Source organism: Cupriavidus sp. 01T418, from assembly GCF_056398885.1.
Map to the genome: position 1 here is coordinate 1 of NZ_JBFTQG010000099.1, position 3,104 is coordinate 3,104.

A 3,104-nucleotide genomic window follows, 5' to 3' on the forward strand; every position below is an offset into this window, starting at 1 on the left:
CTTGAACGCAAGTTTGAGACACACTCGTTATAGGGTCAAGCGAACAAGTGCATGTGGTGGATGCCTTGGCGATCACAGGCGATGAAGGACGCGGTAGCCTGCGAAAAGCTTCGGGGAGCTGGCAAACAAGCTTTGATCCGGAGATGTCCGAATGGGGAAACCCGGCCCGTATGGGTCATCCCACACTGAATCCATAGGTGTGGGAAGCGAACGCGGCGAACTGAAACATCTAAGTAGCTGCAGGAACAGAAATCAACCGAGATTCCCAGAGTAGTGGCGAACGAAATGGGAAGAGCCTTGTACTCTTTAGCAGCATTGTTAGCAGAACGGGATGGAAAGCCCGGCCRTAGCAGGTGATAGCCCTGTATGCGAAAACAGCGTTGTGGAACYAGGTGTACGACAAGTAGGGCGGGACACGTGAAATCCTGTCTGAAGATGGGGGGACCATCCTCCAAGGCTAAATACTCGTGATCGACCGATAGTGAACCAGTACCGTGAGGGAAAGGCGAAAAGAACCCCGGGAGGGGAGTGAAATAGATCCTGAAACCGCATGCATACAAACAGTCGGAGCCTGGAAACGGGTGACGGCGTACCTTTTGTATAATGGGTCAGCGACTTACATTCAGTGGCAAGCTTAACCGATTAGGGAAGGCGTAGCGAAAGCGAGTCCGAACAGGGCGTTCAGTCGCTGGGTGTAGACCCGAAACCAGACGATCTATCCATGGCCAGGTTGAAGGTGCGGTAACACGTACTGGAGGACCGAACCCACTAACGTTGAAAAGTTAGGGGATGAGCTGTGGATAGGGGTGAAAGGCTAAACAAGTCTGGAAATAGCTGGTTCTCTCCGAAAACTATTTAGGTAGTGCCTCGTGTCTCACCTTCGGGGGTAGAGCACTGTCATGGTTGGGGGGTCTATTGCTGATTACCCCGCCATAGCAAACTCCGAATACCGAAGAGTGCAATCACGGGAGACAGACATCGGGTGCTAACGTCCGGTGTCAAGAGGGAAACAACCCAGACCGCCAGCTAAGGTCCCYAAGATTGGCTAAGTGGGAAACGAAGTGGGAAGGCTAAAACAGTCAGGAGGTTGGCTTAGAAGCAGCCATCCTTTAAAGAAAGCGTAATAGCTCACTGATCGAGTCGTCCTGCGCGGAAGATGTAACGGGGCTAAGCCAGTCACCGAAGCTGCGGATGCGTGCATTCCTTTAAGTGCACCTTGCTTGTCGATGCGCAGCATCGACAAAGCGCYCAACAGTGATGTTGGGWKRCAAGTGGAGTGGATTTAAAGGAGTGCACGCATGGTAGGAGAGCGTTCTGTAAGCCTGTGAAGGTGTCTTGTAAAGGATGCTGGAGGTATCAGAAGTGCGAATGCTGACATGAGTAGCGATAAAGGGGGTGAAAAGCCCCCTCGCCGTAAGCCCAAGGTTTCCTACGCAACGTTCATCGGCGTAGGGTGAGTCGGCCCCTAAGGCGAGGCAGAGATGCGTAGCTGATGGGAAGCAGGTTAATATTCCTGCACCGTCGTATGATGCGATGGGGGGACGGATCGCGGAAGGTTGTCCGGGTGTTGGAAGTCCCGGTCCCTGCATTGGAGAAGGCGCTTAGGCAAATCCGGGCGCGGAATTCAAGGATGCGGGGCGAGCGGCCTAGTGCTGCGAAGCAATTGGAAGTGGTTCCAAGAAAAGCCTCTAAGCTTCAGTCATACGAGACCGTACCGCAAACCGACACAGGTGGGCGAGATGAGTATTCTAAGGCGCTTGAGAGAACTCGGGAGAAGGAACTCGGCAAATTGGTACCGTAACTTCGGGATAAGGTACGCCCTTGTAGCTTGACTGGCCTGCGCCAGGAGGGTGAAGGGGTTGCAATAAAATGGTGGCTGCGACTGTTTAATAAAAACACAGCACTCTGCAAACACGAAAGTGGACGTATAGGGTGTGACGCCTGCCCGGTGCCGGAAGATTAAATGATGGGGTGCAAGCTCTTGATTGAAGTCCCGGTAAACGGCGGCCGTAACTATAACGGTCCTAAGGTAGCGAAATTCCTTGTCGGGTAAGTTCCGACCTGCACGAATGGCGTAACGATGGCCACACTGTCTCCTCCCGAGACTCAGCGAAGTTGAAGTGTTTGTGATGATGCAATCTCCCCGCGGCTAGACGGAAAGACCCCATGAACCTTTACTGTAGCTTTGCATTGGACTTTGAACCGATCTGTGTAGGATAGGTGGGAGGCTTTGAAGCGTGGACGCCAGTCTGCGTGGAGCCGACCTTGAAATACCACCCTGGTTTGTTTGAGGTTCTAACCTTGGCCCGTGAATCCGGGTCGGGGACAGTGCATGGTAGGCAGTTTGACTGGGGCGGTCTCCTCCCAAAGTGTAACGGAGGAGTTCGAAGGTACGCTTGGTACGGTCGGACATCGTACCTAAAGTGCAATGGCAAAAGCGTGCTTAACTGCGAGACCGACAAGTCGAGCAGGTGCGAAAGCAGGACATAGTGATCCGGTGGTTCTGAATGGAAGGGCCATCGCTCAACGGATAAAAGGTACTCTGGGGATAACAGGCTGATACCGCCCAAGAGTTCATATCGACGGCGGTGTTTGGCACCTCGATGTCGGCTCATCTCATCCTGGGGCTGTAGCCGGTCCCAAGGGTATGGCTGTTCGCCATTTAAAGAGGTACGTGAGCTGGGTTTAAAACGTCGTGAGACAGTTTGGTCCCTATCTGCCGTGGGCGTTGGAATCTTGACGGGGGCTGCTCCTAGTACGAGAGGACCGGAGTGGACGTACCGCTGGTGTACCTGTTGTCTCGCCAGAGGCATCGCAGGGTAGCTATGTACGGAAGAGATAACCGCTGAAAGCATCTAAGCGGGAAACTCGCCTGAAGATGAGGATTCCCTGGAGCCTTGAGCTCCTTGAAGGGTCGTTCGAGACCAGGACGTTGATAGGCTGGGTGTGGAAGCGCAGTAATGCGTTAAGCTAACCAGTACTAATTGCCCGTAAGGCTTGATCCTATAACCAGTGTGTTTCTACCTGGTTGCGTATCGCGTGCCACAGGCCGATACCTCACAACCTGCTGCTACATCCCTATTCGCTGCGTTGAGCCRAGCTCA

The 3,104-nt window shown here is 53.5% G+C and carries 1 rRNA gene; it reads left to right on the top strand.

What is annotated here, in order from left to right:
* The first annotated feature begins 33 nt into the window (after positions 1-33).
* Positions 34-3,005, top strand: a 23S ribosomal RNA gene (locus tag AC1DQ3_RS36280).
* Positions 3,006-3,104 lie beyond the last annotated feature (99 nt).